The sequence below is a fragment of the Actinoplanes lobatus genome, from assembly GCF_014205215.1.
Classification (GTDB): domain Bacteria; phylum Actinomycetota; class Actinomycetes; order Mycobacteriales; family Micromonosporaceae; genus Actinoplanes; species Actinoplanes lobatus.
In genome coordinates this window covers 10,335,756-10,361,003 of the sequence record NZ_JACHNC010000001.1, presented here as the reverse complement: position 1 = coordinate 10,361,003, position 25,248 = coordinate 10,335,756, and the positions used below count along the sequence as shown (strand labels likewise).

The window sequence follows — 25,248 nt, the reverse complement described above, 5'->3', positions numbered from 1 at the left end:
TTTTGTCGGTGGGTCCCGATACTGTTCGCCTGTGCTGGAGGAACTGCGCATCACCGGGCTCGGCGTCATCGACGACACGACGCTGCGCCTCTCGTCGGGAATGAACGTGATCACCGGTGAGACCGGCGCCGGTAAGACCATGGTGGTGACCGGTCTCGGACTGCTGTTCGGTGGCCGGGCCGACGCCGGCCGGGTCCGGGCCGACCCGGGGCGGGCCGTGGTCGAGGGCCGGCTCAAGCTCGGCGGGACTCTGGGCGACGCCGTGCGGACCCGGATCACCGACGCCGGTGGCGAGGCCGACGACGACGGCTCGGTCCTGTTGAGCCGCACGGTGACGGCGGAGGGCCGGTCCCGGGCGCACGTCGGCGGCCGGAGCATGCCGGTGTCGACGTTGAGCGAGCTGGGCGAGCAGATCTTGGCCGTGCACGGTCAGTCCGACCAGTTGCGCCTGCTGCGCCCGTCGGAGCAGCGGTCCGCACTGGACCGGTTCGCCGGCCCGGAGCACGAGAAGCTGCTGGAGTCGTATCGGGAGGCGTTCGGCCGCTGGCGTTCGGTGGTCGACGACCTGGCCGACCGGCGGCGCAACGCCCGGCAGCGCTCGCAGGAGGCGGACCTTCTCAAGCTGGGCCTCGACGAGATCACCCGGGTCGATCCGCAGCCCGGTGAGGACGAGGATCTGCGTAACGAGGTGCAGCGGCTGGAGCATGCCGAGGGGCTGCGGGTCGCGGCCACCCTGGCGGGGCAGGCGCTGGCCGGTGGGGTGGAGGTGGCCGACGACACCCCCGACGCCACCCAGCTGCTCGGGCTGGCCCGGCGCACCCTGGAGGGGCAGTCGCAGGTCGACCCGTCGCTCGCCGACCTGGCGGCGCGGATCGAGGAGGCGGCCACCCTGGTCGGTGACGTGTCGTCCGAGTTGTCCGCCTATCTGGGGACGCTCGATGCCGATCCGGCCCGGCTGGAGGCGATCTACGAGCGGCGGGCCGCGCTGCGGGGGCTGACCCGGAAGTACGCGGACGACATCGACGGTGTCATCGCCTGGGCGGAGCACGCGAAGACCAAGCTGGGTGAGCTGGACACCTCCGACGAGCTGCTGGAGGAGCTGGACCGGGAGCGCCAGCGGCTGGAGGCGTCGGTGGCCGAGCTGGCCGGGCGGCTGACCGCGGCCCGGCGGGAGGCGGCCGGCCGGTTCTCCGAGGCGGTCAGCGTCGAGCTGGCCGGGCTGGCGATGCCGCACGCCCGGGTCGAGGTGGCGGTGCTCACCCGGGCACCGTCGCGGGACGAGCCGGCCGTGACGGTCGACGGTGCGACGGTGGCCGCCGGGGCGGACGGCGCCGACGAGGTGGAGCTGCGGCTGCTGGCCCACCCGGGCGCGCCCGCGCTGCCGCTGCAGAAGGGCGCCTCCGGTGGTGAGCTGTCCCGGGTGATGCTGGCCATCGAGGTGGTGTTCGCCGGGGCGGGCGGTCCGCCCACCCTGGTGTTCGACGAGGTGGACTCGGGTGTCGGCGGCACGGCCGCGGTCGAGATCGGCAAGCGGTTGGCGCGGCTCGCGCGTACCCATCAGGTGTTGGTCGTGACGCACCTGCCGCAGGTCGCGGCATTCGCCGATCGTCATCTCGTGGTCGCGAAGGACACCGGTGGGGCGATCACCACGAGTGGTGTTCGGATCGTGGAAGAGACCGAACGGGCTAGGGAATTGTCCAGAATGCTGGCTGGTCTGCCCGATTCGGACCTGGGTATCGCCCATGCGGAGGAGTTGCTCTCCGTGGCGGCTCGGGAGAAGCGCGCCTAGAAAAGGTGAGCTGGAGCATGTCGCTGGGGAAGTGGGTGCGACGGCATGTCAGGATGGCCGGGATGCGACTTCCCATTCCCACCCTCCGCCGGACCAGGGGCGCTGAGCCCGGTCCGGTCTCCGGCGTGGCCCGGCTGGACCGGCGGACCAAGCGCCTGACCGGCCGTCTGCGGCCCGGTGAGATCGCCGTGATCGATCACGTCGACCTGGACCGGGTCGCGGCCGACTCGCTCGTCGCCTCCGGGGTGATGGCGGTGCTCAACGCCAAGCCGTCGATCTCCGGCCGTTATCCGAATCTCGGCCCCGAGGTGCTGATCCAGGGCGGCGTGATCCTCGTCGACGACCTGGGTGAGGACGTGTTCGCCGGCCTGCGTGAGGGCCGGGTGGTCAGCATCGAGGGCGGCGCCGTGCTGCTCGACGGCGAGCCGGTCGCCTCCGGTGTCCGGCAGGACGCGGAGACCGTGGCCAAGTCGATGGCCGAGGCCCGCGAGGGTCTGTCGGTGCAGCTCGAGGCGTTCGCCGCGAACACCATGGACTACCTCAAGCAGGAGCGGGACCTGCTGCTCGACGGCGTCGGCGTGCCGGACGTGCAGACCCGCATCGGCGGCCGGCATGTGCTGATCGTGGTCCGTGGCTACGACTACAAGGAGGACCTGGAGGTTCTCCGGCCGTACATCCGGGAGTACAAGCCGGTCCTGATCGGGGTCGACGGCGGCGCGGACGCGCTGGTGGAGAACGGCTACACCCCCGACATGATCATCGGGGACATGGACTCGGTCACCGACGACGTGCTGCGCTGCGGCGCCGAGGTGGTCGTCCACGCGTACCCGGACGGGCGCGCCCCGGGCCTGCAGCGGGTGCAGAATCTGGGTGTCGACGGCCTGACCTTCCCGGCCGCCGCCACCAGCGAGGACCTGGCGATGCTGCTCGCCGACGAGAAGGGGGCGTCCCTGATCGTGGCCGTCGGCACGCACGCGAACCTGGTCGAGTTCCTGGACAAGGGCCGCGGCGGCATGGCCTCCACCTTCCTCACCCGGCTCAAGGTCGGCGGCAAGCTGGTCGACGCGAAGGGCGTGAGCCGGCTCTACCGGCAGAGCGTCTCCGGGTCGGCGGTGCTGCTGCTGGTGCTGTCCGCGCTCGCCGCGATGGCCTCGGCCGTGGCGGTCTCCACCGTGGGGAAGGCGTATCTCACCGTCGTGTCCGAGTGGTGGGACAATTTCGTCTTCCAGCTGGGCAATCTTTTCTGAGGGCGTCGTGATCAACTTCCGGTACCACGTGGTGTCGCTCACCGCGGTGTTCCTCGCGCTGGCGATCGGCCTGGTGGTCGGCACCGCGGCCCTCAACGGCCCGGTCTCCGAGAACCTGCGGGACAACCTGGCCCAGCTCAACAAGGACAACAACGTCCGTCGTGAGCAGGTCAACAAGCTCAACGAAGAGGTCAACCGCAACCAGGACTTCGCCAAGCAGATCGCGCCCATGCTGCTGGACGGCCAGTTGGCCGGCCGCAAGGTCGCGGTGGTGGCGCTGCCCGGCGCGGACGACCCGGCCGACGGCGTCGCCGAGATGCTGACCGTGGCCGGCGCCACGATCACCGCCCGGCTCCAGGTCGAGGACAAGTTCCTCGACTCGAACTTCGCCACCGAGCTGCTCCAGCTGGCCGACCAGTCGTCGCAGCCGAGCATCTCGGCGGCCGGCCTGCCGCAGAACAGCGACGGTGTCGAGACCGCCGCCGCGCTGCTCGCGCTCGCCCTCCAGCAGGGCAGCGGCCCGTCACAGCCCACTCCCGGTGACGTGACCGCGGTGCTGGCGGCCTTCGCGCAGCCCGGCTACCTCACCGCCGAGGACGGCGCGACCGGCGGCGCCGAGACGATCGTGCTCGTCGCCGGGGCGCCGGCCACCGACAAGGAAGCCGACAAGAAGAGCAAGGCCACGGTCACGGTGGCCTCCCAGTTCCACCGGAACCGGCCGCTCGTGGTCGCCGGGGACAGCGCCGGCGAGGGAAACCTGGTCTCCGCCATCCGCAGCGACCCGACCCTCGTCCAGGACATCTCCACCGTGGACAACGTGATCACCGTGCAGGGGCAGGTCGCGACCGCGCTGGTCACGGCCGAGCGGCTGGTGCAGAACAAGGTCGGTCAGTACGGCCTGGGCGCGGGCGCCACGTCCATCGTGCCGTCGGCCGCGCCGTAGCCGCGCCCGTCTAGACTCTGCGGCCATGGCGTACCTCCGCTCCTTCGGCATCGGCTCCTCGGTCGCGCGGGCCGTGCTCGGCTGGGTGCGGCACGACCCGAAAGCGGGCGGGCTGCGCCGGACCAACTTCCACGGGCGGACCGTGACGCTCGCCGGTGGCCCGGCCCTCGCGGTCGGCGCCACGGTCGGCGCGGCCTCCGGGGCCCCGACCGGGCGGCTCGCCGCGGCGGCGGTCGCGGCCGGGGCGGTCAGCGGGGCGGTCGGTTTCTACGACGACATCGTCGGCAACCGGCCGGAGCAGAAGGCGGCCAAGGGCTTCGCCGGGCATCTCGGCGCGCTGCGGGAGGGGCGGGTCACGAGTGGGCTCGTCAAGATCGCGGGGGTGGGTGCGGCCGGGCTCGCCGCGTCCGCGCTGATCGGCAGCGGCCGGTCCACGCGGTCCGGGCGGGGCTTCGACGTGCTGCTCGGCGCCGGGGTGATCGCCGGGGCGGCCAATCTGCTCAACCTGCTCGACCTGCGGCCTGGGCGGGCGATCAAGGCCGGGCTGATCGCCGGGGCGCCGCTCGCGGTCGGGCGCAACGCGTCGATGACCGCCGGCACCCTCGGCGCGGCGACGGCGCTGCTGCCCGCCGACCTGGGCGAGGAGATCATGCTCGGTGACGCCGGGGCGAACGCGCTGGGCGCGCTGCTCGGGGTGGCGCTGGTCGCCCGCAGCGGGACGGCCGGACGGGTCGCCGCGCTGGCCGCGCTGGCGGGGCTGACCGCGGCCAGCGAGAAGGTCAGCTTCACCAAGGTCATCCAGGACACGCCGTGGCTGCGGGCCGTCGACGAACTCGGCCGCCGGCCACCGGCGTGACCAAGCCTTCCGAAACGGGCGCGGCTCCAGCGCGGGTCTCCACACACCTTCGGGGTACGGGCGCCAGGCTCGCCGGCGCGGCCGCGCTGATCTCGGTGCTCACGATCCTGGCGCGGCTCGCCGGGTTCGGGCGGACCGCGGTGTTCTTCTACACCGTCGGCGACGACAGCCTGGCCGACGTCTACCTCGCCACCAACCTGGTGCCGAACATCGTCTTCGAACTCGCGGCGGGCGGTGCGCTGGCCAGCCTCGTGGTGCCGCTGCTCGCCGGCGCGGTCGCCGCCGGGGATCGCCGACGGGTCGACCGGGTCGTGTCGGCGCTGCTCACGTGGGTGATCGTGCTCACCGTACCCCTGGCGGTCCTGGTCTTTCTGATCTCCGGGCCGATCACCGGGCTCTTCGACATCGCACCGGAGCACCACGAGGTCGCCGCCCGGATGCTGCGGGTCTTCGCGCCGCAGCTGCCGCTCTACGGCATCGGGATCGTGCTGACCGGGGTGTTGCAGGCGCATCACCGGTTCGCCTGGCCGGTGATCGCGCCGCTGCTGTCCAGCGTGGTGGTGATGACCGCCTATCTCACCTATGCCGGGATCGACGGCGTCGGATCCGACTTCGCCGGGCTGAGCCGGGCCGGGGAGCTCACCCTGTCGGTGGGCACCACCCTCGGGGTGGTGGCGCTCAGTCTCTGCCTGCTGATCCCGGTGTCGCGGCTGCGGCTGCGGTTGCGGCCGTCGTTGCGGTTCCCGGGCGGCGAGGGCCGTCAGGCGGTCCGGCTCGGCTGGGCCGGCGCGGTCACGGTCGGGGCGCAGCAGGTGGTGGCCGCGCTGATCGTGGTGTTCGCGGCCCGGCAGATGGCGCCCTACAGCGGTGCGCAGACGCTGTTCCTGCTGCCGTGGGCGGTGCTCGCGGTGCCGCTGGCCACCGCGGTCTATCCGCGGCTGTCGGCGGCGGCCTCCGAGGGCGACGAGACGGGGTACGCGGCCTCGCTGTCCGCGACCGCGCGTTCGGTGGTGCTGCTCGCCGGGTTCGGCACGGCCGCGCTGGCCGGGCTGGCGATCCCGATGACGCGGCTCATGGAGGTTCCGGACGCGGTGCCCGGTGTGGTCGGGTTCGCGCCCGGGCTGCTCGGTTACGCCCTGTTCGCGCTGCTCTCCCGGGCTCTGTACGCCCGTGGCGCGACCGTGGCCGCCGCGGTCGCCTCGGCGGTGGGCTGGCTCACCGCGGGCGCCGCCGTGATCGTCGCCACAGCGGTCGCCGACGGTCCGCGGGAGGTGTACGGTCTCGGGCTGGCCAATGCCGTCGGCATGTCGGTCACCGGGTTGTTGCTGGTCCTGGCGGTGCGGCGGCACGCCGGCCGGGCCGCGCTCGCCGGTCTGGGCCGGGCCGGTGCGGCCGCGGTCGTCGCGGCCGCCGTGGCCGGGCTCGCCGGGTGGGGTGTGGTGCGGGCGCTGGAGGCGACGGTGTGGCCCACCCCGGGCGTGTTCGGCAGCATTGTTGCGGGCATGCTGGGCGGGGCGGTCGTCGCGGGCGTCTTCGCCGCGCTGGCCTTCGTGCTGGACCGGCGGGACATCGGCCCGCTGGTGAGCACACTTGGGCGGCGGCTTCGCCGATAGGCGACGTGTCCACGCCACCCACCGCCGACGCCGTGTGTGCCGTGCAAGGACCAGCGATCGTGCCTGCGGTCGCCGGACGAGAGGGGTAGTCGAGGTCGTGAGCAGCGACGAGGGTTGGCGCGGCTCGGTCGTGCTGGTGGTCGCGTCGAGTACCGGCGGGATCGGTCAGCACGTCGCCTCACTCGCCCGTGGGCTGGTCGCCGGAGGGTGCCGGGTGCTGGTGTGCGGGCCGGCCGCGGTGGATCAGCACTTCGGGTTCACGGCCGGCGGCATCGAGTACTCGGTCGTGGAGATCCCGGCCGACCCCGGACCGCAGGACTCCGGCGCGATCCGGCAGCTGCGACGGGCGATCGCCGGGCGGGACGCCGAGGTGATCCACGCGCACGGGCTGCGGGCGGCCTTCGTGGCCTCGGTCGCGCGCACCGGCGTACCCCTCGTGGTGACCTGGCACAACGCCGTGCTCGCGCGTGGTCTCAGAGGCCAGGCCGGCGCGCTGCTGGAACGGATCGTGGCACGCAACGCCGCGCTGACGCTGGGCGCGTCGGAGGATCTGGTGGAGCGGGCCGTCGCGCTCGGCGCGCGCAACGCGCGGCTCGGCCCGGTCGCGACACCGCAGCTCGCGCCGCCGAAGCGGACCCGGACGGCGGTGCGCGCCGAGTTCCGGCTGCGGGGCGAGACGCCGTTCATCCTGTCGGTCGGCCGCCTGCACCCGCAGAAGCACTACGACCTGCTGGTCGACGCCGCCGCCCGGTGGCGGGAGCTGGAACACCCGCCGGTGGTGGCGATCGCCGGGTCCGGGCCCAGCTACATGCCGCTGGCGCAGCGGGCGTCCCGGCTGCACGCCCCGGTCCACCTGCTCGGGCACCGCACCGACGTGCCCGACCTGCTGGCCGGCGCGGACCTCGCGGTGATCACCAGTGACTGGGAGGCACGGCAGCTGTTCGCGCAGGAGGCGCTGCACGCCGGGGTGCCGCTGGTCACCACGGCGGTCGGCGGGCTGCCCGGCCTGGTCGGCGACGCGGCGGTGCAGATCCCGCCGGGTGACCTGGACGCGCTCGACGAGGCGGTCCGGCGGCTGCTGGCCGACCCCGGGCTGCGCGCCGACTACGCGGCCCGTGGCCCGCTGAGGGCGGCCACCTGGCCGGGCGAGGCGGACGTGGTCGCCGACGTGCGCTCGGCCTACGCGGACGTCGCGGCGGTCCGGCGGTGATCGGCCCACGCAGGCTCGACCGGGTGCGGCGGGTCCGCCCACCGGGCACCCCGCGCGGGCCGATGGCCGCCGCCTGGGTGCCGTTCGTGCTGATCGCCGTGGTGGTCGCGGCGGCCGTCGCCGGGCTGTCGGTCCGGCCGGCCGAACCGGCACGGCACGGCGACGCCGACTACGTGATCGTGGCGGCCGCCGCCGGGCTGCGCTGGGAGGACCTGGACCCGCAGCGCACCCCGGCACTGTGGCAGGAGGCGACCGACGGTTCGGTGGGCTGGCTGTCGGTCCGCTCCGCGCACGAGGTGACCTGCCCGGCGGACGGCTGGCTGACCCTGGGCGCGGGCAACTACGCGGCCTGGGACACGCGGGCGGTGCCCGGCCGGTGCCCGGCGGCCGAACCCCGGCTCACCCAGCCGGACGGGATCGGCGCCAACGTCACCGACCAGCCGAACGTGGTCCGCAGCAACCAGAACCGGCTTCCGTACGGGACCACGCCGGGCGCCCTGGCCGAATCGGTGCGCTGCTCGGTGGCGGTCGGGCCGGGAGCCGCCATCGCCGCGGCCCGCCCGTTCGGCCGCGTCGACCGGTACGTGCCCGAGCTGCCCGAGGACCCGGCGAAACTGCTCGGCGACTGTGTGCTGAACGTCGTCGACCTCGGCACGATCACCGGCGAGGGCGCCGAGCGGGAGGCCGCCGTCGCGGCCGCCGACCGGACCCTGGCCCGGGTCCTGGCGGCCCGCCCGCCGCGCTCGCTGATGCTGATCGCCGGCCTGGCCGACACCGAGAGCACCTCGCGCCTGCACGTGGCGATCGCGGAGGGCCCCGGCTGGGAGGGCGGCTGGCTCACCTCGGCCGGCACCGGCCGGGAGGGCTACCTGCAACTGGTCGACCTGGCCCCGACCGTGCTGTCGGCGCTGGGCCGGCCGGCCCCGGAGAAGCTGTTCGCCGGGTACGCGGCGACCGTCCTGCCGGGCCGCCCCGACGACCCGGGCAAGGCGATGCAGGGCGACCGGGACGCCGACCGGCGGGCCATCGCCCAGCGCGGTGTCGCTGAGATCTTCTTCACCGTGCTGGCGATCGTGCAGCTGCTGCTGTTCGCCGCCGTCGTCCCGGTGCTGATCCGGGCCCGGCGGCACGCCGGGCCGCTCGGGCCGCCGCTGCCGCCGCGCCGTCTCGTCGTCCTGGCCGAGCTGGCGCTGATCGCGGCCGGGCTGGCCATTCCGGCGGCGCTGCTGGCCGACGTGGTGCCGTGGTGGGGCAGCGAGCACCCGGCGTGGATGTTCGGGGCGGCGACGGCCGTGCTGATGGCCGTGGGGACGCTGCTGATCCGGCTGGCGCCGCGGTACGAGCGGACCCTGTGGCCGATGGCCGCGGTGGCCACGGTCAGCGTGCTGGTGGTGGCGGTGGACCTGCTCACCGGGGCGCGGTTGCAGCTCAACGGGGTGGCCGGGTACTCGGCGATCCACGGGATCCGGTACGCCGGGCTGGGCAGTGTCGGCCTGGGCGTGTTCGTGGCCGGTCTGCTGCTGCTGGCCGGGTCGCTGGCGCAGTGGGTGAGCCGGCGGTGGCGGCCGCTGGTCGTGGTCACCTTCGGCGGGCTGGGTGTGGTCATGGTGGGCAGCCCGTACCTGGGCGCCGACCCGGTCGGTGCGATCGCGGTGACGGCCGGGGTGTGTGTGGCCGCGGCGATCAGCACCGGCGGCTGGCTGACCTTCCCCCGGTTCGCCTGGGCGGCGATGACCGGCATCGCGGTGACCATCACGTTCGCGGTGCTGGACCTGAGCCGGGCGCCGCTGGAACAGGGCACGCTCGGCCGGTTCCTGACCGCGCTCGGCGACGGCACGGCCGGCCCGGCCATGCAGCGGGCCGCCGCGGCCAACGGGCTGGCGCTGCTGGACAGCCCGCTGAGCCTGCTGGCGCTGCTCGGGGCGGCGATGCTGGTGTTCTGCCAGTTCTCGCCGTGGGGTGGCCTGAACCGGGTCTACGGCCTGCATCCGGCGGTCCGGGCCGGGATGGCCGGAACCGTGGTGGCCACCCTGATCGCCGGGGTGCTGGGCGGCACAGCGCTGGGTGCGGCCGGTGCGGCGGCGGCCGCCGCGGTGCCGGTGGCGGTTCTCACGGCGCTGCGGGTGCTGCTGCACGCCGCCGACCGGACCCCACCGCCGGGTGAGACCGACGGTCCGGGCGGTCCGTTGCTCCGCAAATCGGACGATGACCCGGTTCGGGTGCCGTAACGGCGGCTTCTTCGCCACGGGGAGGCGCATCTTAGCCGCCTCCCCGCTGGGCGCCGCGCGCGGCGGGTCGTGAACAAGCCTCACTGACACGCACGCCGACCAGCCCGAACATGGCGGCCCCGGCAAACAGTGTTACGGTGAACTCCCGTGGATGGGGCCAGGCCCCGGCCGCAAGAACCGGAACATCGGCGACCACGGGAGCGGGCGTTGGCCTCTACAGTGCGCGACACGCGGCACATCTTCGTCACCGGGGGCGTCGCCTCCTCGCTGGGCAAGGGCCTCACCGCCTCCAGCCTCGGCAATCTGCTCACCGCCCGCGGTCTCCGCGTCGTGATGCAGAAGCTGGATCCGTACCTCAATGTCGACCCTGGGACGATGAACCCGTTCCAGCACGGTGAGGTGTTCGTCACCGAGGACGGCGCGGAGACCGACCTCGACGTCGGCCACTACGAGCGCTTCCTCGACCGGGACCTCTCCGGCAAAGCGAACGTGACCACCGGCCAGGTGTACTCGGCGGTCATCGCCCGGGAGCGGCGCGGCGAGTACCTGGGCGACACCGTGCAGGTCATCCCGCACATCACGAACGAGATCAAGAGCCGGATCTTCGCGATGGCCGACCCGGACGAGGACGGCAACGTCCCGGACGTGGTGATCACCGAGGTCGGCGGCACGGTCGGCGACATGGAGTCGCTGCCGTTCCTCGAGGCGATCCGCCAGGTCCGGCACGAGGTCGGCCGGGACCACGTCTTCTACCTGCACGTGTCGCTGGTGCCGTACCTGGCCCCGTCCGGCGAGCTGAAGACCAAGCCGACGCAGCACTCGGTGGCGGCGCTGCGCAACATCGGTATCCAGCCGGACGCGCTGATCTGCCGCAGCGACCGGGAGATCCCGGAGAAGATGAAGCACAAGCTGGCGCTCTACTGCGACGTGGACGCCGAAGCGGTCATCGCCTGCCCGGACGCGCCGAGCATCTACGACATCCCGAAGGTGCTGCACGACGAGGGGCTGGACGCGTACGTCGTACGCCGTCTGGGTCTGTCTTTCCGGGACGTCAACTGGAAGACCTGGAACGACCTGCTGGTGCGGGTCCACCACCCGAAGCGGACCATCACCGTCGCGCTGGTCGGCAAGTACGTGGACCTGCCGGACGCGTACCTGTCGGTGAGCGAGGCGATCCGGGCGGCCGGCTTCGGCAACAGCGTCAAGATCTCGATCCGCTGGGTGCCGAGCGACGACTGCCAGACGCCGGCCGGCGCGGCCGCCGCCCTGAAGGGCGTCGACGGCATCGTCATTCCGGGCGGGTTCGGCGTCCGCGGCATCGAGGGCAAGGTCAACACCTCCCGGTACGCGCGTGAGAACCGGATCCCGATCCTCGGCCTGTGCCTCGGTCTCCAGTGCATGACCATCGACGCGGCCCGCAACCTGGCCGGGCTCGCCGGCGCCAACTCGGTCGAGTTCGACGAGGAGGCCCAGTACCCGGTCATCTCGACGATGGCCGACCAGCAGGACATCGTCGCCGGCAAGGGCGACATGGGCGGCACCATGCGGCTGGGCGCCTACCCGGCGAAGCTCAAGGACGGCTCCATCGTGGCCGAGGTGTACGGCGCGACGGAGATCTCCGAGCGGCACCGGCACCGCTACGAGGTGAACAACGACTTCCGGGACAAGCTCTCGCAGTCCGGGCTGGTCTTCTCCGGCACGTCGCCGGACGGCCGGCTGGTCGAGTTCATCGAGCTGGACCGGGAGGTGCACCCGTACTTCGTGGCGACCCAGGCGCACCCGGAGCTGAAGAGCCGCCCGACCCGGCCGCACCCGCTCTTCGACGGGCTGGTCAAGGCGGCGATCGTCTACGCCTCCGCCGACGAGCTGCCGGTCGAGGCCTCCTGACATGGCCTTCGCACACGAGAGGCTGTCCCGGGAGGAGCGGTACCACGGTGCGATCTTCTCGGTCTACACCGACGAGGTCACCATGTCCGACGGCGGCACCGCGGCCCGCGACGTGGTGGAGAACCGTGGCGCCGTCGTCGTGGTCGCCCTCGACGAGCAGGACCGGGTGGTGCTGATCCGTCAGTACCGGCATCCGGTCGGGCAGCACCTGTGGGAGCTGCCGGCCGGGCTGCGCGACGTGGTCGGCGAGGACGAGGCGCTCACCGCCGGCCGCGAGCTGGCCGAGGAGGCCGACCTGACGGCCGGGCGGATCGAGCCGCTGATCGACCTGCACACCTCGCCCGGTTTCGCCGACGAGTTCGTCCGGGTCTTCCTGGCCCGCGACCTGTCGCCGGTGCCCGAGGCGGACCGGCACGTGCGGACCGCCGAGGAGGCCGACCTCCAGGTGCGCCGGGTCGACCTGGACGAGTGCGTCGCTATGGTCTTCCGCGGCGAGATCACCAACGCCGCGGCGGTCTGCGGCCTGCTGGCCGCCGCCCGGGCCCGCGACTCCGGCTGGGCCCTGCTGGGTTCCTGAGTCCTACCGTGGCGCTCATCGGGGCAGTTCCGCCTCGATGAGCGCCGCGGCGTATCCGGCGCCACCGGACGTGTGCAGTTCCCGGCTGATCCGGGTGCTCGTCGCGCGTACGCCGGGATCGTCGATCAGGGTGAGGAACGCGGAGCGCAACTGATCCGCGGTGATCCCGGCGGTGTCGATCCGCCGGGCGACGCCCAGCTCGACCAGTCGGTCGGCGTTGCCGAACTGGTCGGCGGCCTGCGGTGCGACGAGCATCGGGGTGCCGCAGAAGAGGCCCTCGACGCTGCCGCCCATGCCGCCGTGGGTGAGGAACGCGTCCGCCCGGCGCAGGATCTCCAGTTGCGGCACCCACGGGTGGACCTCGATGTTCGCGGGGATGTCGCCGAGTTCGGACTCCTCGACCTTCGAGCCGATCTGGAGCACGACGTGCCAGCCGGGCAGGTCGCCGAAGGCCCGGATCGAGCGGCGGTAGAACTCCGGGTGCTCGGTGAAGGCCGAGCCCAGGGAGATGAGCAGCACGTTCGCGGCCTCCGCGGGACGGGTCCAGGTGCCCTGGGCGGCGCGGTCGCCGAGGACCGGCCCGGCGAACGAGTAGACCTTGTCGTCGACGCGGTCGGCGTTCGGCTGCATGTGCCGGGGGATGAGCACCAGCGCGCGGTCGGGGCGGCCCTGGAAGGCGGCGCTGTCGGTGATCGAGGAGCCGTTGTCGTGCAGCCACTGTTCGAAGCGGCGGTAGTAGCCGGCGCCGCGTGGGTCGGCGCGCATCTGGTCGACGTAGGGCGCCATCTCCTGTTCGTAGCCGTCCCAGGCGACGTAGGTGGGGGAGATCTGTATCGCGGGGATGCCCCACTGTTCGGCGAGCAGCCGGACCGGTGCGGCCGCGATGTCGTAGAGGAACAGGTCGGGGCGGTCGTTCCCGTACGCCTCGCGCAGCTGCGGGAGCATCGCGATCGCGTCGTCGAGGAAGAGCGTGAGCTGGTCGATCATGTCGCCGTCGGCGCCGTTGCCGGCGGCGGGCAGCGTCGACGTGTACGGCTTGAACTCGGCCCCGGTGGCGGTCAGGGCGTCGGCCCAGCTCACGTCGTTGGCGTAGGTGACCCGGTGGCCGCGGGCGACGAGTTCCCGGATCACCTCGGCGCTCGGGTTGACGTGTCCGGGCGCGGGGATGCTGACCATGGCGATGTGCGGCATGAGGTTCTCCCTTTCAACTAGACGAGACGTAGCGTCTCGTTTTCACGCCGGGCTGTCAAGACGAGACGTAGCGTCTCGTTGTAAAATGCCGTCATGCCCAACGCCGCCCGCCGCAGCGAACGCTCCCGCCAGGCGATCCTGGAGTCCGCGCTGGCCCTGCTGCACGAGTCGGGATACGCCGACCTGACCATCGAGGCGATCGCCGCCCGCGCCGGCGTCGGCAAACAGACCATCTACCGCTGGTGGTCCGGACGCGGCGCGGTGGTTCTCGACGCGCTCGTCGAGCAGGCCGGCGCGTCCGAACCGCCGCCGCTGCCGGACACCGGCGACCTCGAGGCGGATCTGCGGCCGGTCATCCGGGCCATCGTCGCCGAACTGGCCGACCCGCGGCTGTCGGCCACCACCCGGGCGCTCACCGTCGAGGCGCTGACCAGCGAGACCTTCGCCGAGCAGGTCCGCGACCGGCTGCTGCGGCCACAGCTCGGCACGATCGTGGCGCGGCTGCGGTCCGCCCGAGAGGCCGGTGACCTGCGGGCGGACGCCGACCTCGATCAGGCCGTCGAGCTGCTCATCGGGCCGATGTACCACCGGTGGATGCTGCGGACCGGGCCGCTCACCGAGGAGTACGCGGACGGCCTGCTCGATCTGGCGCTGGCCGCGTTACGTCGTTGAGCCACCCCTCTTCTTCCGGGGCGGTGGGCAATGATCTTATAGGTGTTGATGAATGCGCTCTGGGGAAGAATCGGGAAGATCCTGCCGCCGCCGGGGCTGCCGCGTGCGCTCGCGTTCCAGTCGGCGCTCTACGCGGTCGGCAACGGCACCTTCCTCACCGGGAGCGTGGTCTTCTTCAGCCTGTACGTCGGCCTCGAACCGGTCCAGATCGGCATCGGCCTGTCCGTGGCCGGGTTCGTCGGACTGGCCGGATCGTTCCCGTTCGGGCACCTCGCCGACCGGATCGGCGGCCGGCGCGCCTGGGTGGCCGGGGCGATCGCCGAGGCGGCGGCATTCGCGGCGTACCCGCTGGCCGACGGATTCGCGCTGTTCCTGCTGGTGATCAGCACGCAGACGGCGGCCGAGACACTGGCGAACGCGGGCCGGGTCGTCTACACCGCGGCCGTCGTGCCCAAGGAGAACCGGGTACGCGTCATGGCGTTCGCCCGGGCGTACCTGAACGTGGGGTTCACCGTCGGCTCCGGCATCGGCGCCCTCGCGCTGGCCCTGGACTCCCGGCCCGGCCTGCTGATCCTGGTGCTGACCGCGGCCGCCGGCACCGCCCTCAACGCCGTCTTCGTGGCCCGGATGCCGCCCGCCGTGGCGCCGCCGCCCGCCGACGGGGAGCGGCCCAGCCCATGGGGTGTGCTGCGGGACCGCCCGTTCACCGGCCTGGCCGTGCTCTTCGGGGTGCTCTGGCTGCACAGCACCGTCTGGGCGGAGATCCTGCCACTGTGGGCGATCACCATGACCGACGCGCCGAAACCGGTCCTCGGAGCGCTCTTCGCCCTGAACACGGCGATGGCGGTGCTGCTCCAGGTGCGGGCCGCGCGGGGCGCCGACACGCTGACCGGGTCCACCCGGCTGCTGCGGTGGTCGGCGGTGGCGGCCGCGGTGGCCTGCCCGATCGTGGCGCTCAGCGGGTGGACCGGGGGCTGGGTGACGGTCGCCGTGCTGGCGGTGGCGGTGGTGCTGTTCACCGGCACCGAACTGTGGCTGTCGTCGGCACAGTGGTATCTGAACACCGAACTGCCGCCGGCCGGGCAGCGCGGCGCCTATGTGGGGATGAGCCGGTCGGTGGGCGGGCTCGCCAAGATGGTCGGGCCGGCCGGGTTCACCATCCTGGCCATCGAGACCGGCGGCTGGGGCTGGTGGGTGATCGGCGGGGTCTTCGCGCTGTGCGGTGCGCTGTGCCTGCCGGTGGTGCGCTGGGTCGAGCGGACACCCCGCAACGTCCCGGCCGCCGCGACCGCCTAGAGATCGTTCGTGGTCGAGGTCCGCGTTTCACTTCTTTCCGGTACGCGTGACCTTGTCCCGCCTCATGTGTCCTGTCCCGTCCGGTCGGTGCACGCTTGCTGCCCGCTCCCGCCTGTGCCGCCCCCGCCGGGCGTAGATCGGTGTCCGGGCGGGCCCGGCTGGTCGCCGTCACCCCCTGTCTGCCGCCGCTCACGGCCGGCTCCCCGTCCTCTGCGCCCGGTCGCCCCGGGTGGGTGGTTGCGGTGGTGGTTGCCAGGCATTCGGGTGCCTGCTCTTGGCCGTGCCGCCGGTCGCCCGGGGTGGGCGGTTGCGGTCTTGCTGGCCAGGCACCCGGGTTGCCGCTCTCGGCCGTTGCGCCGGTCACGGCGATCGTCATCCGCGGTCCCGTCGGGGCCGGCGGCCGCACACGCAAGTCGCCGCATGTGCGGCCACCACCGTTATAGGGCAGGTAGGCGACCACGACATCGCTAGCGTGTGCGCCCACCCCGCCCATCGCCGGGACGGCCGCCCACTCGACGGCTTTCGTGCGCGCTCACCCCACAAACCCGGCCGGCCGGCACTCCGTGTAAGCGAGGGACCCCGTTCACCGACCCTTGTGGAAGATCGAGCTTGCCGGAACAGCACCGATGTACCACGCGCCTCCACTCGCTCACCGCCATAGTCACGGGGAGTGACTCCCAACGGCTTCCCGCAGCGCGACCGGCGTGACGGCCGGGAGCAGCGCCCCGGTTGCCTGGCGATCAGTACCGTAACCACCCGCCTGGCGTGACTGGCGTGATGGCCGGGGCAGCGTCTTGGGTGCCTGGCGATCACTACCGTAACCACCCGCCTGGCGTGACTGGCGTGATGGCTGGGAGTAGCGCCCCGGGTTGCCTGGCGACCGCCACCGCAACCACCCACCCGGCGTTGCGGCTGGGAGTGGGCAGGCCGGCGGCACCGCGGCCATTCGCCTGGTGTGACCCGGAAGGTGAGCCGGCGGCAATTGAGGAAGTGGTGGCCTGGCCGGCCTGCCCGGGCACCGATCTGAGCCCGGCGGGCGCGGCACGGGCGGGAGCGGGCAGGGAGATCGCGCCGACCGGACGGGACGGGGCGGATGAGGCGGGACGGCGTCACGTGTACCGGGAAGGGGCGGAAGCGAAACCGCGGACCTCGACCACCGGAAGGTCTTCAGACGGTCCACTCCGGGACCGTGTCGATCAGGTCGCCGTCGATCGCGGCCAGGTGGCCGGCGGCGCCGGAGCGGCGGTACAGGCCGGGGAAGCGGTCCCGGCGGTAGAGGTCGTGGTCGGCGGCGGACGCCCAGCCGGAGAGCACCAGGAACTCGATCTGGCCGGGGCGGCCGGGCGCGTCGGCGGTGCCGTACGAGCAGCCGCGGAAACCGGGGGCGGCGGCCATGCCGGGGGTCCAGACGGTCTGCTGTGCGCGTACGAAATCGTGGTCGAGGCCGGGATGGACGCGACAGTGGGCGAGCCGCACCAGCCCGGCCGCCGTGAGGTCGGTCTCGATCGCCTCGAAGAGACGTGTCTCGATGGACCGGTAGGTCCCGGCCTGGGCGGCGGCGAGCCGGTCGTGCGGTCCGGCCATGAACGCCCGGTAGGCCGCGTGGTCGTGCCAGAGGCCGAAGACGTGCGCGTAGCCGGGCGTGTTGCGGCTCCAGCCGCCGGACTGGCCGAGGAAGCCGGGCCGCGCCCGCAGCTCACCCCAGCCGGACTGTCCGGTGTGGAAGCGGTCCGTGTCGGTGACCGCGCAGGTCACCCACTTGATCAGTGTCATCGGCCGGCCTGCCGGATCGCCTCGATCAGCTGCTCGGGCGGCGGCATGGCGGCGATCTCGGCGCTGACCTCGCGGGCCGCGGCCGCCACCACCGGATCGGTGATCAGGCGGGTCAGCAGTTCGGGCGTGATGTCGCGCTCGTCGGTGGCGATGCCGGCGCCGCGGGCCGCGACCAGCTCGGCGTTGTGCCGCCGGTCGCCGGCGCCCCGGACGATCAGCTGTGGCACGCCCGCGGTGAGCGCGGCCAGGCAGGTGCCGGCGCCGCCGTGGTGGACGATCGCGGCGCCGGCGGCCAGGGCGGTGGCGATCGGGATCCAGCCGGTGGTGCGCACGTTCGGCGGCAGCGTCCGGGCGGCGGCCCGGCGGTCCGGGCGGACCAGTACGACGTCGGCGTCGACGGATTCCGCGGCGGCGGCCACCCGGGACATCAGCCGGTCCGGGCCGGGCTGGGCGACGGTGCTGCGGCTGACCAGTACGCGCGGGCGCCGCGGCGGTTCGGCCAGCCACGCCGGGAGCGGCTCGCCGCCGGTGTGCGGAATCGGTCGCATCGGCAGGTGGAGCCCTCGACCGGCGACGCTGGCCGGCGCGATCCGGATCACCGCGGCCGGGGCGGCCAGGGCCGGACGGCCGCGCAGCCGGGTCGCGGCGAGCAGGACGGGGCCGTCGTACAGCGAGTTCTCGTGCAGGATGCCGGGCACGTCCTCGGCGGCCGCGGCCACCGCCCCGGCCGCGGCGAGCGGCTCGTAGACGATCCGGTCCGGGCGCCACTGGCGGGCGGCGGCCAGCACCCCGGGGATCAGCCGGTCGTTGACCGCGCCGAACAGGTGGCCCACCATCCGGGTGCCGCCGGTGCCGGCCAGCTCGGAGCGGATCAGCAGCGGATGCCGCACCATCGTGGCCGCCGCCACCGCACCGAACCGGAACCCGGGAGCCACGTCCCGCACCGGCAGATCGGCCCGCAACCCGTCGCCGGCGGTGGCCAGCAGCACCTCGTGGCCCGCCTCGCGGACCGCCCGGGCCAGGGGGACCAGCGGAAAGGCGTGTCCTGTCAGCGGCGCGGAGACGAAGAGGACACGCATCGATACATCGTAGTCTTGACCTCAACCTTTGTTGAGGTCGCAAGGTGGGTTCATGGCATTCACCGCTGAGGAGCTCGCGTATCTCGCCGGACAACGGCTCGGCCGTCTGGCCACCGTCCAGCCGGACGGGACGTTGCAGGTCAGCCCGGTCGGCTTCACCTACAACCCGGAGACCGCGACGATCGACGTCCGGGGCTGGAAGATGGCGGCCAGCCGCAAGTACCGGAACGTGGCCGCGAACGGCCGGGTCGCGTTCGTGGTCGACGACGTGCCGTCGGTGAACCCGTGGCGGGTGCGCTGCCTGGAGATCCGCGGCCGTGGGGAGGCGGTCGACGGGCCGGAGCCGATCATCCGGATCCACCCGCGGCGGATCATCTCGTTCGGCCTCGGCCAGCCGGACCAGGACGCGCACACGCTGACCGCGAACAAGCGCGACGTCAGCACCTGAGGCGGTGTGGGCGGAATCGGTCAGCGCAGCTCGACGTCGACGTTCGAGTCGGCCAGGTAGCCGAGCAGGTCGTCCATCGTCACGGCCGGCGTCCAGAAGCGGCGGTCGTAGCCCGGGACCAGGTTCGTGCGGGCCACCTCGGAGTCGTGCCAGACCAGCCGGAAGCCGGGGCCCGCGCCCCAGCCGCCGCCCGCGCAGTCGTGCAGGGCGCCCAGGTTCCAGCCGAAGTAGCCGCCGGGGCCGTTGATCGCCTCGCCGATCGCGCAGAAGAAGCCCTCGACGTCGGTGATGTGGCGTCCGGCCAGGTGGTAGGTGGCCCCGGCCGGGCGGTCCGGGCGGCCGTGGTGATGGTGGGCCAGCGCCACACCGGCCCATTCGTGGCGCAGGTCGGCGTCGTACTCGGCCCACTCGCCGACCACGTCCGGGCGGCCGGCCCGCCAGCGGTGCCACACCGAGCGGGCGCCGGTCGGGCGGGGGGCGCCGATGGCGTCGCCGTACGTGGGTTCCAGGGTGACGTCGACCAGCCCGTCGCCGAGCCGGGACGGGCGGACCGCGGCGACCTCCGCGCCGATCGCGGCGCCGACCATGCCGACCGCCGTGCCGTCCCGGTCCACGCTGAAGATCGACGCCTGGATCCAGCGCCGCCGCCGGGCGCCGCCGCGGGCCAGCGCGTCCAGCGCCCGTTGCAGCGGCGGCTCGGGCCGGCAGCCGATCAGGGCGGCGCCCCGGGGCGACGGCGCCGGCCGGTTGCGGAACACCCCGTCCACCTCGCGGCAGGAGCCGAAGTCCTCGTCGCCGTGGCCGGTCACGCCGACCAGAAGGTAGCCGTCGGCCTCCGGCGCGCGGTCCGCGCCGCGGGCGAACCGGGCCAGCTCCTCGATCCGCAGGCGGCCCTCCAGTGTCACGTCCAGCAGGCGGGAGCCGAGCAGTGAGGGGCGGGCGCCCAGCACCCTGATGTCGAGCAGCTCCTCGGCGCAGTGCCAGCAGTGCGCCGGGTGCTTGGAGTGCGGCGGGTGGATGGCGTCCAGGCCGATGTTGCCCAGCCAGCCGGCGCCGAAGCCGTCGCACGCGTCGCGCAGCCGTCCGGCCGGTTCGCAGCCGAGCAGGCTGTACCGCTCGACCGGCGGTTGCGGTGCATCGACGAACAGGCCGTCGACGTCGGAGCAGGCGGCGATGACGAGTTCACCGTCGTCGCTGTTCTGGTCCACCAGAAGCCAGGGAAAGCCGCTCATCGGGTGGAACCGTACAGCCCGGACCGTCGACCGGGGGATACCGGTGCACGAATCCGGAAAGATCCGCAGGTCAGGCGTACGCTGGCCGGATATGAGGGTCGGGATACCCACCGAGGTCAAGAACAACGAGTACCGGGTGGCCGTCACCCCGGCCGGGGTCAACGAGTTCGTCCGGGCCGGACACCAGGTCAGCGTGCAGTCAGGCGCCGGTGACGGATCGTCGATCAGCGACGCCGACTACCGGGCCGCCGGTGCGTCGATCCTGCCCGGCGCGGACGCCGTCTGGGAGGCCGGCGATCTCGTCCTCAAGGTCAAGGAACCCCTCCCCGAGGAGTACGCCCGGATGCGCCCGGGTCAGGTGCTGTTCACGTACCTGCATCTGGCGGCGTCCAAGGAGTGCACCGACGCGCTGCTGGACCGCCGGGTGACCGGGATCGCGTACGAGACGGTCGAGCTGCCGGACCGGTCGCTGCCGCTGCTGGCCCCGATGTCCGAGGTGGCCGGACGGCTCGCCCCGCAGGTGGGCGCCTACCACCTGATGCGGCAGGGCGGCGGGCGCGGCGTGCTGATGGGCGGGGTGCCCGGGGTGTACGCCGCGAAGGTGGTGGTGATCGGCGCCGGCGTGTCCGGGCTGAACGCGGCCGCCATCGCGCTCGGCATGCAGGCCGAGGTGCTGCTGCTGGACAAGAACGTGGCCCGGCTGCGGGCGGTGGACGCCGACTATCGCGGGCACGTCCAGACGATCGCCTCCAACGCGTACGAGATCGAGAAGGCCGTCCTGGACGCGGACCTGGTGGTGGGCGCGGTGCTGGTGCCCGGCGCGAAGGCGCCGACGTTGATCCCGAACGATCTGGTGGCGCGGATGAAACCGGGCACCGTGCTGGTCGACATCTCGATCGACCAGGGCGGCTGTTTCGAGGACTCGCACCCGACCACGCACGACGACCCGACCTACCGGGTGCACGGGTCGATGTTCTACTGCGTCGCGAACATGCCCGGGGCGGTGCCGCACACCAGCACCTACGCGCTGACCAACGTGACCCTGCCGTACGCTCTCGAACTGGCCAACCTCGGCTGGCGCGACGCCCTGCGGGGCGACCCGGCGCTGGCCGCGGGGCTGAACACGTTCGGCGGCGAAGTGGTCTGCGGTCCGGTCGCCGAGGCGCACGGGATGCGGTCGATCGCCCTGACGGAGGTGCTCCACTGAGCCTGGACCGGGCGATCCGAACCTATCTGGACCATCTGAGCGTGGAGCGGGGCCTGTCCCGCAACACCGTGGCCTCCTACCGCCGCGACCTGGACCGGTACGCCGAAGGGCTGACCGCGGCGGGCATCACCGACCTGGCCGGGGTGCGGGCGTCGGACGTGGCCGGGCACCTGGCCCGGTTGCGCGAGGAGGGGCTGGCGTCGGCGTCGGCGGCGCGGGCCGTCTCCGCGGTGCGCGGCCTGCACCGCTTCGCGGTCCGCGAGCGGCTGGTACCGCACGACGTGGCGGCCGACGTGCGCCCGCCGGCCCCGCCGAGGCGGCTGCCCAAGGCGCTCGACGTGGACCAGGTGGAGCGGCTGCTGGCGGCGCCCGACAGCGACTCGCCGCTGGGCCTGCGGGACCGGGCGCTGCTGGAGTTCCTCTACGGCACCGGGGCGCGGATCTCCGAGGCGGTCGGCGCCGACATCGACGACCTGGCCCTGGACGTCGATCCCGCGGTGGTGCTGCGGGGCAAGGGCGGCAAGACCCGGCTGGTCCCGGTGGGCGGTTACGCGCGGGCCGCGATGCGGGCCTATCTGGTACGGGCGAGGCCCACCCTGATCATTGGCGGTCGCGGGACGCCGGCGGTGTTCCTGAACTCCCGGGGCGGCCGGCTGTCCCGGCAGAGCGCGTGGGCCGTACTGCACCGGTGGGCCAGCGCCGTGGGTCTCCCGGTGGACGGTCCCTATGCGGTGAGTCCGCACACGCTGCGTCACTCGTACGCGACGCATCTGCTCGATGGTGGGGCTGACGTTCGGGTGGTGCAAGAACTGCTGGGACACGCCTCGGTCACCACGACGCAGGTGTATACCCTGGTGACCGTCGAGCGCCTCCGTGAGGTGTACGCGACCACACACCCGCGGGCTCGTTAGAGGCTATGGATGCGTAGGCGCGACACGCCGAACGGCTGACCCCGAAGGGGCAGTGTGCGTGGCGTACAGTCGGGCATCGGCTCCGACACGGGTCGGAAGGGGGCGGGGACGATGTCAGGGAACGGCGAGCGCGCAGAGGCCTGGACTTCCGCGCTCCGGGAACAGCAGAGCTCCCTGGATCTCGGTGCCGATCTGGGTCCCGCCGACCCCACGGCGTACACGATGCGCCGCCCGATCCCCGAGCCGATGCCGACCGACAAGCACGGCCCGGCCCGGATCATCGCCCTGGCGAACCAGAAGGGTGGCGTCGGCAAGACGACCACCACGATCAACCTGGGCGCCGCCCTCGCGGAGTACGGGCGCAAGGTCCTGCTCGTCGACTTCGACCCGCAGGGCGCCTGCTCGGTCGGCCTGGGCGTCAACCCGCACAACCTCGACCTGAGCGTCTACAACCTGCTCATGCAGGACGACGTCACCACCGAGGACGTCATCATCAAGAGTGATGTGGCCGGCCTGCACCTGCTGCCCGCCAACATCGACCTCTCGGCGGCCGAGATCCAGCTGGTCAACGAGGTGGCCCGGGAGATGGCGCTGGCCCGGGCGCTGCGCTCGGTCCGCAAGGAGTACGACTTCATCCTGATCGACTGCCAGCCCTCGCTGGGCCTGCTGGCGATCAACGCGCTGACCATCGCGCACGGCGTGCTCATCCCGCTGGAGTGCGAGTTCTTCTCGCTGCGCGGTGTGGCCCTGCTGCTGGACACCATCGACAAGGTGCGTGAGCGGCTCAACTTCGACCTGGAGCTCGAGGGCATCCTCGCCACCATGTACGACTCCCGGACCACCCACTGCCGCCAGGTGTTGCAGCGGGTGGTCGAGGCGTTCGGCGACAAGGTGTACCAGACGGTCATCACCAAGACGGTGAAGTTCCCCGAGTCGACCGTGGCGGGCGCCCCGATCACTACGCTGGATCCTGCCTCCTCCGGTGCCCGTAACTACCGTCAGCTCGCTCGCGAGGTCATCGCCGCCCAGGCAGATCGAGGCTAGGTTCCGCACCCGTGCTCTTCGCGCTCGGCGATCCGGTGGCGTTCGCTTCTCTGCTGGTCGCCTTTCTGCTGGCCCTGTGGCTGCGTGCCGCGGCCATGCGGTTCACCGCGCGCACCGTCGGGCTGGCCGAGCGCCGGCAGTCGCTGCGGTTGCGGCTGCGCGAGGACATCGACCCGTTCGGGGCGGTCGCGGCGGCGGTCGGCGGTACCGGCTGGGGCAAGGTGGTGTCGGTCGACGAGGTGTCCCGCTGGCGGGGCCGGGGCCGGGCGGCGGCGGTGTTCGCGGCCGGGCCGGTGGCCTGCATCCTCAGCGGTGAGGTGATCATCGCGGGGTACTCGCTGGCGTTCCCGGACAATCCGCTCGACCAGCTGAATGTCGGGGATGTGCTCTTCGGGGCCGGATTCCTGCCGTACGTGCAGCAGGTGGTCCTGTCGTTGGGCGTGGGGCTGCTCGCCTTCGGTCTGCTGGCGCTCATTCCGATTCCGCCTTTGGACGGGTTCGGCGTCCTGTGGAACGCGCTGCGTACGCCCGGCCCGAGCATGAACTGGATGCGGCTCTGGCTCGAGGACAAGAACATCGGTGTCCTGATCCTCCTGATCTGCGCCTTCTTCCCGACCGGCTACCCGATCATCGTCATGATCATCGACTTCCTGGGTGCACTTTTCCTGCGGATCTGGGCCTGATTTTTCCCGCTCGGCACAGCTAGTGTTTGAGCGATGTCGATGTCACTGGCTGTCGCTGTGCTGCTGCTCGGCGTCGCCGATTCGATGGTCGGCTCGTACTTCGTCCTGTTCGTCACCGATGTGATCGGGCTCAGCCCCTGGCAGACCGGCGTCTTCGTCTCCGTCCACGGAGTCGGCGGCATCCTCCTCAGCTGGCTGGCCGGCCGCGGATTCGACCGGCGACCATCCCGCGGCTACGCCGCCGCGGCCATGCTCTCCGGCGGCGTGGCCCTCTGCCTGATGACCGTGATCACCTCGTTCCCGCTGCTCATCCTGCTGGCCGTCACCCTGCTCGGCGCGCTCGCCGCCGCCTTCCCCCAACTGTTCGCCCTCGCCCGCACCCTGCCCGGCGGCGGCCCGGCAGCCCGGAGCTCGGTGCCACTGCTGCGGTCGGTGTGGTCGCTGGCCTGGGCACTCGGCCCACTGCTCGGCACCGCGGTGCTGGCCACCGCCGGGCACGCCGCCATACCCCGGTACGCCGGAGCCGTCCTCGCCGTGGCGGCCGCCTGGGTGCTCGCCGCCGTCCCGGCACCCCGCCACGACCCGCCGGCCGGTGCGCTGGTGGGTGCGCCGGCCGGCGGGCCCCTGCCACGGATCGCCACCGTCCTGCTGACACTCGGCGTCACCCTGTTCTTCACCGCCATGTTCGCCGGGTCGGTCGCCATGCCGCTGTACGTCACCCGGGAACTGCACCAGCCGTACTCGGCCGTCGGCGTGCTGTTCAGCGTCTGCGCGGCCGTCGAGGTGGTGGCCGCGCTCGCGCTTGCCGCCGTACCCGGGCACGTCAGCCAGCGACTGGTCATCCTCGCCGGGATGGGCTGCTTCGTGTTCTTCTTCGGCCTCACCGTCCTGGCCCGCGGCCTGCCCCTGCTGATCGCCGGCCAGGTGGTACGCGGCGTGGCGGTGGCCGTCGTCGGCGCGGCCGGGATCCGCTACTTCCAGGACGTGATGGCGCCGGCCACCGGGCGCGCCACCACCCTGTTCGCCAACGCCACCACGGCCGGGATGGTGATCGCCGGCATCGTGGCCGGCGGGGCCGTCGAAATCCTCGGCTACACCGGAACCCTCCTGCTGTGCGGCGGCGTCACCGTCGCGGCGGCGGTCGCCTTCGCCCTCGGCACGGCCTCCCGCATCCGGCGGCCGCGCTTACCGGCCGGCCCATCGGCCCCGGCTCCGCCCCGCCCGGCGGCCCGCCATCGTTACGCGACCCCGCGCCGGGTGGCCGGCCCCGACCGCTGACCCGGCTCCGCTCGGAGGCCCGCCGCGTGCGCGCCGGCCGGCGTGCGGTCGGCGGTGTGGGCCGTGATGGCGGGAGAGCGAGGG

General features: G+C 72.9%; 21 protein-coding genes. 17 read left to right on the top strand and 4 right to left on the bottom strand.

From position 1 onward, the window contains the following. Positions 1–31: 31 nt before the first annotated feature. The 9 genes from recN (at position 32) to BJ964_RS46840 (ending at position 12,350) form a co-directional block, all read left to right on the top strand. The gene (gene recN / locus BJ964_RS46880; RefSeq protein ID WP_188126695.1) at positions 32–1,789 is read left to right on the top strand and encodes a DNA repair protein RecN; all 1,758 of its coding nucleotides are present in this window, start codon (positions 32–34) and stop codon (positions 1,787–1,789) included. Positions 1,790–1,842: 53 nt separating this feature from the next. After that, entirely contained in the window at positions 1,843–3,036 is a 1,194-nt protein-coding gene (gene steA, locus BJ964_RS46875; RefSeq protein WP_188127571.1) for a putative cytokinetic ring protein SteA, read from the top strand. A gap of 7 nt (positions 3,037–3,043) precedes the next feature. Further along, positions 3,044–3,979, top strand: a complete 936-nt coding sequence (locus tag BJ964_RS46870; protein WP_188126694.1) for a copper transporter — start codon at positions 3,044–3,046, stop codon at positions 3,977–3,979. A 25-nt stretch (positions 3,980–4,004) separates the two neighbouring features. Continuing rightward, complete coding sequence (locus BJ964_RS46865; protein WP_188126693.1) at positions 4,005–4,835, top strand: hypothetical protein; 831 nt, start codon at positions 4,005–4,007, stop codon at positions 4,833–4,835. Positions 4,836–4,930: 95 nt separating this feature from the next. Next, entirely contained in the window at positions 4,931–6,448 is a 1,518-nt protein-coding gene (gene murJ, locus BJ964_RS46860) for a murein biosynthesis integral membrane protein MurJ (protein WP_229807281.1), read from the top strand. A 97-nt stretch (positions 6,449–6,545) separates the two neighbouring features. Then, positions 6,546–7,658, top strand: a complete 1,113-nt coding sequence (locus BJ964_RS46855; RefSeq protein WP_188126691.1) for a glycosyltransferase family 4 protein — start codon at positions 6,546–6,548, stop codon at positions 7,656–7,658. Between the two features lie 62 nt (positions 7,659–7,720). Then, positions 7,721–9,886, top strand: a complete 2,166-nt coding sequence (locus BJ964_RS46850; protein WP_188127570.1) for a hypothetical protein — start codon at positions 7,721–7,723, stop codon at positions 9,884–9,886. A gap of 207 nt (positions 9,887–10,093) precedes the next feature. Further along, complete coding sequence (locus BJ964_RS46845; protein ID WP_188126690.1) at positions 10,094–11,773, top strand: CTP synthase; 1,680 nt, start codon at positions 10,094–10,096, stop codon at positions 11,771–11,773. Position 11,774: 1 nt separating this feature from the next. Continuing rightward, entirely contained in the window at positions 11,775–12,350 is a 576-nt protein-coding gene (locus tag BJ964_RS46840) for an NUDIX domain-containing protein (protein ID WP_188126689.1), read from the top strand. A 15-nt stretch (positions 12,351–12,365) separates the two neighbouring features. Here BJ964_RS46840 and BJ964_RS46835 read toward each other — a convergent pair whose 3' ends face one another. Beyond that, on the bottom strand, positions 12,366–13,541 hold the full coding sequence (locus BJ964_RS46835) for a macrolide family glycosyltransferase (protein WP_188126688.1): 1,176 nt from the start codon (positions 13,539–13,541) through the stop codon (positions 12,366–12,368). A gap of 93 nt (positions 13,542–13,634) precedes the next feature. On the opposite strand from BJ964_RS46835, the gene BJ964_RS46830 reads away from it, so the two are divergent. Together BJ964_RS46830 and BJ964_RS46825 are read left to right on the top strand one after the other, a co-directional pair. Beyond that, positions 13,635–14,213: a TetR/AcrR family transcriptional regulator gene (locus tag BJ964_RS46830; protein WP_188126687.1), complete on the top strand. Its 579-nt coding sequence runs from the start codon at positions 13,635–13,637 to the stop codon at positions 14,211–14,213. A 48-nt stretch (positions 14,214–14,261) separates the two neighbouring features. After that, complete coding sequence (locus tag BJ964_RS46825; RefSeq protein WP_229807285.1) at positions 14,262–15,509, top strand: MFS transporter; 1,248 nt, start codon at positions 14,262–14,264, stop codon at positions 15,507–15,509. 1,167 nt (positions 15,510–16,676) lie between these two features. Here BJ964_RS46825 and BJ964_RS46820 read toward each other — a convergent pair. Together BJ964_RS46820 and BJ964_RS46815 are read right to left on the bottom strand one after the other, a co-directional pair. After that, positions 16,677–17,282, bottom strand: coding sequence for a YdbC family protein (locus BJ964_RS46820; RefSeq protein ID WP_188126685.1), 606 nt, complete (start codon positions 17,280–17,282; stop codon positions 16,677–16,679). Then, positions 17,279–18,361 (bottom strand): nucleotide disphospho-sugar-binding domain-containing protein, encoded by a 1,083-nt coding sequence (locus BJ964_RS46815; protein WP_188126684.1) that lies wholly within the window; start codon positions 18,359–18,361, stop codon positions 17,279–17,281. Before BJ964_RS46815 ends, BJ964_RS46820 begins: the two co-directional genes overlap by 4 nt. A gap of 52 nt (positions 18,362–18,413) precedes the next feature. Between BJ964_RS46815 and BJ964_RS46810 the strand changes: the two genes are divergently transcribed. Then, positions 18,414–18,809, top strand: a complete 396-nt coding sequence (locus tag BJ964_RS46810) for a PPOX class F420-dependent oxidoreductase (RefSeq protein WP_188126683.1) — start codon at positions 18,414–18,416, stop codon at positions 18,807–18,809. Between the two features lie 20 nt (positions 18,810–18,829). Here BJ964_RS46810 and BJ964_RS46805 read toward each other — a convergent pair whose 3' ends face one another. After that, positions 18,830–20,041: a barstar family protein gene (locus tag BJ964_RS46805; protein WP_188126682.1), complete on the bottom strand. Its 1,212-nt coding sequence runs from the start codon at positions 20,039–20,041 to the stop codon at positions 18,830–18,832. Between the two features lie 91 nt (positions 20,042–20,132). Here BJ964_RS46805 and ald point away from each other — a divergent pair, with 91 nt between their 5' ends. The 5 genes from ald (at position 20,133) to BJ964_RS46780 (ending at position 25,164) form a co-directional block, all read left to right on the top strand. After that, a complete protein-coding gene (gene ald, locus BJ964_RS46800; protein ID WP_188126681.1) occupies positions 20,133–21,248 on the top strand; it encodes an alanine dehydrogenase in 1,116 nt (371 codons plus the stop codon). Then, complete coding sequence (gene xerD / locus BJ964_RS46795; protein WP_223196232.1) at positions 21,245–22,159, top strand: site-specific tyrosine recombinase XerD; 915 nt, start codon at positions 21,245–21,247, stop codon at positions 22,157–22,159. Before ald ends, xerD begins: the two co-directional genes overlap by 4 nt. A 111-nt stretch (positions 22,160–22,270) precedes the next feature. Then, positions 22,271–23,203: a ParA family protein gene (locus BJ964_RS46790; protein ID WP_183221662.1), complete on the top strand. Its 933-nt coding sequence runs from the start codon at positions 22,271–22,273 to the stop codon at positions 23,201–23,203. 11 nt (positions 23,204–23,214) lie between these two features. Next, positions 23,215–23,886 carry a zinc metalloprotease gene (locus BJ964_RS46785; protein WP_188126680.1) on the top strand — a complete coding sequence of 224 codons (672 nt, stop codon included), beginning with the start codon at positions 23,215–23,217 and terminating at the stop codon, positions 23,884–23,886. Positions 23,887–23,919: 33 nt separating this feature from the next. Beyond that, a complete protein-coding gene (locus tag BJ964_RS46780) occupies positions 23,920–25,164 on the top strand; it encodes an MFS transporter (protein ID WP_188126679.1) in 1,245 nt (414 codons plus the stop codon). The last annotated feature ends 84 nt before the right edge of the window (positions 25,165–25,248 follow it).